This window comes from Deltaproteobacteria bacterium (genome assembly GCA_012522415.1).
Taxonomy (GTDB): Bacteria; Desulfobacterota; Syntrophia; order Syntrophales; family JAAYKM01; genus JAAYKM01.
Window position 1 is genome coordinate 1 of record JAAYKM010000095.1, and the last position, 7,037, is coordinate 7,037.

9 protein-coding genes and 1 pseudogene are annotated in these 7,037 nt (G+C 52.7%); all 10 read left to right on the plus strand.

Going from position 1 to position 7,037, the window contains the following annotated elements; genetic code table 11:
- A pseudogene (locus GX147_08305) lies at positions 1 to 407 on the plus strand ((4Fe-4S)-binding protein).
- A gap of 44 nt (positions 408 to 451) precedes the next feature.
- The gene (locus tag GX147_08310) at positions 452 to 715 is read left to right on the plus strand and encodes a zinc ribbon domain-containing protein (protein ID NLN60687.1); all 264 of its coding nucleotides are present in this window, start codon (positions 452 to 454) and stop codon (positions 713 to 715) included.
- Complete coding sequence (locus tag GX147_08315; protein ID NLN60688.1) at positions 712 to 1,686, plus strand: radical SAM protein; 975 nt, start codon at positions 712 to 714, stop codon at positions 1,684 to 1,686. Before GX147_08310 ends, GX147_08315 begins: the two co-directional genes overlap by 4 nt.
- A complete protein-coding gene (locus GX147_08320; GenBank protein NLN60689.1) occupies positions 1,683 to 2,327 on the plus strand; it encodes a class I SAM-dependent methyltransferase in 645 nt (214 codons plus the stop codon). The genes GX147_08315 and GX147_08320 overlap by 4 nt, the downstream gene beginning before the upstream one ends.
- Positions 2,324 to 3,196: a 4Fe-4S binding protein gene (locus tag GX147_08325; protein NLN60690.1), complete on the plus strand. Its 873-nt coding sequence runs from the start codon at positions 2,324 to 2,326 to the stop codon at positions 3,194 to 3,196. The genes GX147_08320 and GX147_08325 overlap by 4 nt, the downstream gene beginning before the upstream one ends.
- Before the next feature lie 452 nt (positions 3,197 to 3,648).
- Complete coding sequence (locus GX147_08330; GenBank protein ID NLN60691.1) at positions 3,649 to 5,511, plus strand: carbamoyltransferase; 1,863 nt, start codon at positions 3,649 to 3,651, stop codon at positions 5,509 to 5,511.
- 3 nt (positions 5,512 to 5,514) lie between these two features.
- Entirely contained in the window at positions 5,515 to 5,664 is a 150-nt protein-coding gene (locus GX147_08335; protein NLN60692.1) for a hypothetical protein, read from the plus strand.
- Positions 5,665 to 5,687: 23 nt separating this feature from the next.
- Positions 5,688 to 6,047: a hypothetical protein gene (locus GX147_08340; protein ID NLN60693.1), complete on the plus strand. Its 360-nt coding sequence runs from the start codon at positions 5,688 to 5,690 to the stop codon at positions 6,045 to 6,047.
- A 249-nt stretch (positions 6,048 to 6,296) separates the two neighbouring features.
- On the plus strand, positions 6,297 to 6,752 hold the full coding sequence (locus GX147_08345; protein ID NLN60694.1) for an iron-sulfur cluster assembly scaffold protein: 456 nt from the start codon (positions 6,297 to 6,299) through the stop codon (positions 6,750 to 6,752).
- A partial coding sequence (locus GX147_08350; protein NLN60695.1) for a DUF4213 domain-containing protein occupies positions 6,753 to 7,037 on the plus strand: 285 nt, incomplete at its 3' end.

Consider the following 7,037-nt stretch of genomic DNA (forward strand, 5'->3'; position numbering starts at 1 on the left):
GAAACCTGGATATCGGCGCGGTCATGGCACCGCCACTGATTCGCGGTGTAAAATCGTACCTGCAAAAGGGAATCCCCGCGATTTTGGATGCCCCTCCCGGCACTTCATGTCCCGTGATCGCGGCAATAAAAGACACGGATCTGGTGATTCTGGTGACGGAGCCGACGCCTTTCGGCCTCAACGATCTGAAACTGGCCGTGGACATGGTAAGGGTGATCGGTATCCCCTTCGGGGTCATCGTGAATCGTATGGGTATCGGCGATCAGCGCGTCCATCTCTACTGCGCCGAAGAGGGCGTCCCCATTCTGATGGAAATACCCGATGATCGAAGAATCGCGGAGGCGTATTCGCGTGGTGAGCTGGCCGTGGAAGCGCTTCCTGAATATCGTCGCTGCTTCGAGCAACTCTGGAGCAGGATCGTGGACACGATAAAAGAAAGGACCGGAGAGTCATGCCGACTTATGAATACGAATGTGAATCCTGTGGTCTGAAGTTCGAACAATGGCAAGGGATCCATGACCCGCCTGTCGTCGACTGCCCGGACTGTTCCGGAAAGGTCAACAGGTTGATCAGCGGCGGTGGCGGATTTTTCCTGAAAAGTTCGACGGGGACGGCGTACCGGGACGGTGGAGGATGCGCCTTAGAGCAGACAGGCCGAACCTGCTGTGGCCGCATTGAGCAATGCGGCTCCGCTCCGTGCGGGGAGGAATCATGAACCCGAGTGGATTTAAAAGAATATACGGGCCCGTTTTATCACGGCGCCTGGGCAGGTCTCTGGGAGTCGATCTCGTCCCCTATAAAACCTGTTCCTACGACTGCATTTACTGCCAGTTGGGGAAAACAACCGAAAAAACACGCCTACGACAGGAATATGTTGCGACAGGGTTGGTTTTAGAGGAATTGTGTGAAAAACTGACGTGGAAGGAAAAGATTGATTTTATCACCCTGGCCGGTTCAGGAGAACCGACGCTCAATAGCGGCATCGGAAACCTGATTCATGAGATTAAAAAAATGACGAACATTCCGGTTGCCGTTTTGACAAACGGGTCATTGCTGTGGATACCGGACGTTCAAGATACGCTCATGGAAGCGGATGTCGTATTGCCCTCCCTGGATGCCGGAGATGCCATGTTATTTGAGTATGTGAACCGGCCCTGCGAAGATTTGGTGTTTGAACAAGTAATCGATGGGATCGCCGATTTTACCAAGTCCTTCCCCGGCGAGGTCTGGCTTGAGGTGTTGCTGCTGGCGGGCGTGACGGGAGTCCAGGCGGAGGTAAACAAAATCGCCGAACTGGCAAAGCGTATCGGCCCTGCGAGAACGCACCTCAATACGGTGTGCCGCCCGCCCTCGGAGGACTTCGCGTTTGTCTTGACCGGGGATCAGTTGTCCCCTCTCAGGAATTCGTTCGGCGGCCGGGTAGAAGTGATCATGGAGGAATACGCCCGGGAGGTTGCCGTGGACCGGGCGGCCAAAACACGGGTCGGCGACATCCTGGCCCTGCTGAGCAGACGCCCCTGCACGTCATCCGAAGTGGCAAGCGGCTTGGGTATCCATGCAACGGAAGTCATGAAGTACATGGAGCACCTGACTGATACGGGAAAATTGAGACGCATGCCGAGTGCAGGACGCTATTTTTACGCTCTGTCACATCCGGGGAAGGTTGACGGCAAGGGAAAGACATGATGGATCGCAACCACAAGACGGCGGATCGCTATGTGGAGTCTTGCCGGAAGGATTTCTGGCAGGAGGTATTTCAATTTGAACTGCGTTACCTTATTACACATCTGGCCGGATGCCGTGATATTCTGAGCGTCGGCTGCGGTCCGGCCATAATCGAAGGCGACCTGTTGAAATACGGCTTCCGCGTGACCGGCCTGGATGTTTCCCGGGAAGCCCTGAAACATGCCCCCGATGAAATTCGGACGATTGCCGCGCCCATTGAAGATGCGCCTGTATCGATGTCTTCCTTCGACGCGGTCATCTATGTGGTTTCTCTGCAATTCATCGAGGATTATCGCAAAGCGCTGGAAAAGACTGTCGTCATTTTGCGTCCCGGCGGAAGAATCGTCGTCATGATGCTCAACCCGGAATCGGACTTTTTCAGGGAAAAAATGGATGATCCCGATTCCTATGTCCGTCAGATCAGGCATCGAGACTTAAAGGAGTTGGAAAAGGCCATCTCAGAGTATTTCGATACCACCTCGGAATATGTCATGGGCATCCGTGGGGAAGAAATCTTTGAAAGTCAGGACCCGCTCCGGGCGGCCCTGTATGTCGTCCATGGAACCAAACCTCCCGGATCGGGAAAGGATGAAGAAACGTGAAAGAACTGGTTGTCATCAGCGGCAAGGGAGGAACGGGCAAGACAAGCCTGGTGGCATCCCTGGCCTGCCTGGCCGAGAGGCCCGTCATTGCCGATTGCGACGTCGATGCGGCGGATCTGCATCTGGTTCTGGTGCCGCAGGTAAAGGAACGGCATGATTTTTACGGAGGCCATGAAGCCGTTGTGCGTCCCGATGTTTGCACCGGTTGCGGGGTCTGTGCCGAATTCTGCCGTTTTGAGGCAATCAGCGAAACGCGGACATCAGAGGGGAATATCGTGTTTCAGGTTGATCCGATTGACTGCGAGGGCTGCGGGGTCTGTGTCCGGTTTTGTCCCGTCCAGGCGATTGATTTTCCGGAATGCCTCTGCGGTGAATGGATGGTTTCCGAAACACCATACGGCCCCATGGTTCACGCCCGGCTGGGTGTGGCTGCGGAAAATTCCGGGAAACTGGTTTCCATGGTTCGGCGCGAAGCGGCTCGTATTGCATCCGAAAAAAAGCACAGTCGGATAATCGTTGACGGCCCCCCGGGAATCGGCTGTCCGGTTATCGCCTCCATCACCGGCGCAAGCCGGGTGCTGGTGGTAACGGAACCGACCGTTTCGGGGAAGCATGATCTGGAACGCGTTCTTTCCCTTGCAAAACATTTCGATATCCCCGCCGCTGTTTGTGTGAACAAGTGGGACCTGAACCCTTCCATGACGGAAAAAATCGAGACATTCGCCACCGCTCTGGGATCAGAGGTTGTCGGACGAATTCGTTATGATCGCGCCGTCACGCTGGCGCAAATGCAGGCCCGTGCCGTGGTGGAAACCGACGCGCCTTGCGCGGAGGATATTAAAAACGTCTGGCATGCATTGCATTTCTGAGGATAAATCCCGAAATCGGCCGATCCCCTCGTACAACGGGATCAAGGAAGGTGCAGGGCATGGTACGACGCCGTTACGTGAACGTCTTTCTAACTCCGCTGCACACAAACCGTTCAATCCACATAATCCATTGACCCCACGAGCTATTTATGCTATCCGCCGGGAACGGTCCGTAACAGATGGGATCCCGTCTCGGACCGTTGGCCCGCTGAGACGCATGGCACCGGCTGTGCGTATGGATTCGGCTACATCGCCCGGGTGCGGGACAAACCGGAATTCCCCTCTGGAGGATGGCGCAGGTTCTGCTCTGTGCGGCCTCTCGCCCGCCTCCCGTGTTCGGCCCGCATATCGGTTCATCGTCCGTTACAATCCCAGGCTATGTACACGCCAGAATCTTTTCATGAAACCGCGATGTCCGCCCTACAGGGCGACGGAAAAGAGAGGAACGAGCCATTAAAATATTAGGCATTTCCGCATTTTACCATGATTCCGCCGCCGCCATGTTAGTAAGGGGGGAAGTTGTCGCCGCGGCCCAGGAAGAGAGATTCACGCGGATTAAGCACACGCCGGATTTTCCCGGCAATGCCATCAGGTATTGCCTTGAGTACTCAGGATTCGGCATAGACGAACTGGATGCCGTGGTTTTTTACGACAAGCCGCTGCTGAAATTCGAAAGGCTTCTTGAAACCTACTACGCCTTCGCCCCCAAGGGGCTGCGACAGTTCGTCACAGCCATACCGGTATGGCTGAAGGAAAAAATGTTTCTGAAAAAATTGCTTTATGGGGGCTTGGCGGACATCGAACAATACGACAAAAAGAATTTACGCCTTCTGTTTTCAGAACATCACCTCTCCCATGCGGCAAGCGCGTTTTACCCGTCACCTTTTGAAGAAGCCGCCATACTGACGGTGGACGGTGTCGGCGAGTGGGCGACGGCGGCAATTTCCCACGGCAGGAATGAAAAAATCACAATCCTCAAGGAAATGCGTTTCCCTCATTCCGTGGGGCTGCTTTACTCCGCATTTACCTATTATCTCGGCTTCAGAGTCAATTCCGGTGAGTACAAGTTAATGGGTCTGGCTCCCTACGGAAACCCCCTTGCGCAACAAACCGCTGAATTCATCGATTTAATCAAGAATAACATGGTGCTGATCAAGGAAGACGGGTCAATCTGGTTAAACCAAGATTATTTTGATTACGCCACGGGTCTGAGAATGGTCAACGAAAAGCGATGGAAGGAGCTTTTCGGGTTTCCTGCCGTCGAACCGGATGGGAAAATTGAGCAGAAGCATTGCAATCTCGCTTACGCGATTCAGAAAGTCACGGAAGAGATTGTCCTGAAAATGGCAAGAGAAGCGAAGAGAGTGACCAGGTCAGACCGTTTGTGCCTGTCCGGCGGCGTTGCCTTGAATTGCGTGGCGAATGGCAAACTGCTGAAGGAAAACATATTCAGGGATATGTACATTCAGCCGGCGGCGGGTGACGCGGGCGGTGCTTTAGGCGCGGCGCAAATCGCACATTACATGTACTTTGAACAGAGGCGTAGCGTTTCATCCAATGGAGACGCCATGCAGGGTTCCTATCTAGGGCCCGACTTTTCCGACAAGGAAGCCGTAACGGCCTTTAAGCGGCATAAGGCAGTCTATCAGCTTGTTGCCTCGTATGATGATCTGTGCCGGGAAATCGCCGAATTGATTGACCAAGGCCATGTGGTGGGCTGGTTCCAGGGAAGAATGGAATTTGGGCCGAGAGCCCTGGGTAACCGAAGCATACTGGCGGATCCCAGAAACACGGAAATGCAGAGGAAACTCAATCTTAAAATCAAATACCGGGAGGGCTTTCGGCCGTTCGCCCCATCGGTCCTTTTTGAGGACAAACATGATTTTTTTGACCTCCCGACGGCCTCGCCATATATGCTGCTCATTGCCGAAGTAAAGAAGGAGAGAAGAAAACCGCTTCCGGACAATTATAACGAGCTTGACCTCTGGGAAAAACTCTATTACGAAAGAAGCGATGTTCAGTCGATCACGCATCTGGACTTTTCCGCGCGGGTACAGACGGTTCACAAAGAAACAAACGACAGATTCTGGCGGCTCATCAACGCGTTCAAGGAAAAAACCGGGTATGGAATACTGGTGAATACGAGCTTCAATGTCAGAGGGGAACCGATCGTCTGCACACCCGAAGACGCGTACAAATGCTTCATGCACACTGAAATGGACTATCTCGTCGTCAATAATTTTCTGCTGAAAAAAATGGACCAGCCCGATTGGGAAAACCGGGAAAAATGGACCGTACAATTTAAAAAGGATTGATGCATGGATATTCTGAAGGATCTGTGGGATTTCATGAAGGAAAGAAAAAAATTCTGGCTGGCCCCGATTGTGGTTGTGCTGCTTCTGCTTGGGGTCTTGCTGGTATTCGGCAGCGGCACTGCGGTCGCCCCGTTCATATATACCCTGTTTTAAGGGGACGTCAGGTCAGGCATCCGATGAATCAAAACAATTCGAAATCGACGATTCTGGTCATTTCCATGGGGTTGCTGATCCTGCATCTCGTTTTTTCATGGAGATGGGCCGTTTATGGATCCCTGGCGGTGGGCGCAGCGGGCATAATCTCGGATTCTCTCAGTGACCTGATCGCAAAGGGATGGATGAAATTAAGCCATACCCTAAGCCATATTATCCCCCCTCTGTTGTTGGGAGCGGTCTTCTACCTTCTTTTATTCCCTGTTGCCCTTCTTTCAAGGATCTTTACAAAAGATCCCCTTATGCTTTCCCCCAAACATGAAACGTATTTCATCCCCGTCGACAAGCAGGTGGACAAAAAAGATTTAGAGAAAATTTGGTAAATTATGAGACATAGGCACATTGGATGGCTGGCGTTTGCATGTTATGTGGTGTTCCTTTGCCACCACTCAGACCGGCATCCCCGCAAGGTTTGTCTGTATTCGGTTTTTTTGTTAATCTGGTGAGCAGCCGCTTGTCATATATCTTGATTTTGTGATATGCCGAACTGGTTTTATTGCATGTTTTTGTATGCAGTTGAAACGCATGATTTCGGGCGCATCATATCAGAATCGAGAAGGAGAATCGACCGGATGGAAGAAAATGAATTAGAAAGGGCCGTACAGGCCATCCGTAATGAACTGGAAGAAGGGGTTCGGTATCGTTATTCAGACGCGGTCTTAAAAAATTGGCTTGACCCACAGCGGATGGGACAGATGGAAAGACCGGAAGGGCACGGCAAAATGGTCGGAAGCTGCGGAGACGAGATGGAGTTTTTTCTTCGGGTGCGGGACGAAAAAATCATCGATGTACGTTTTGCAACCAGCGGTTGCATGACCTCCATTGCATCCGGGAATGTGGGGGCGGATCTCACCTTCGGCAAGACCATCAACGAGGCGCTTATGCTAGAGGCCTCGGAGATTCTGGACAACCTGCAGGGATTGCCGCCGGAGGATGAACATTGTGCCGAACTTGCCGTCAATACAATAAAAGAGGCCATTCGGGACTACTTTTTAAACAAACGGGAGCCGTGGCGGAGGGATTACTAAATGACCATTGCCGAGCGGGTGAAGCGATATGTTGGGGAGCACTGTGCGGAAATACCCGTTGCCGATGTCCGCATGGGGCTGGGTTATACAGGTGTGCTGCTTGAGGATGGACGCTGCGGGGTGGCTTTCACTTTCAAGAACGAACTTGCTCATGGCTGTTCCGTCTTTACGGGCAAACGGCCCCTTAAGGGAAAATCGAGCCATGAGATCCTGGAGTACTTTGGTGCACCGTCTCTGCTTGAATCCGCTCTGGGTCTGAGTGTGGTCAATGCACTGGTCAATGAC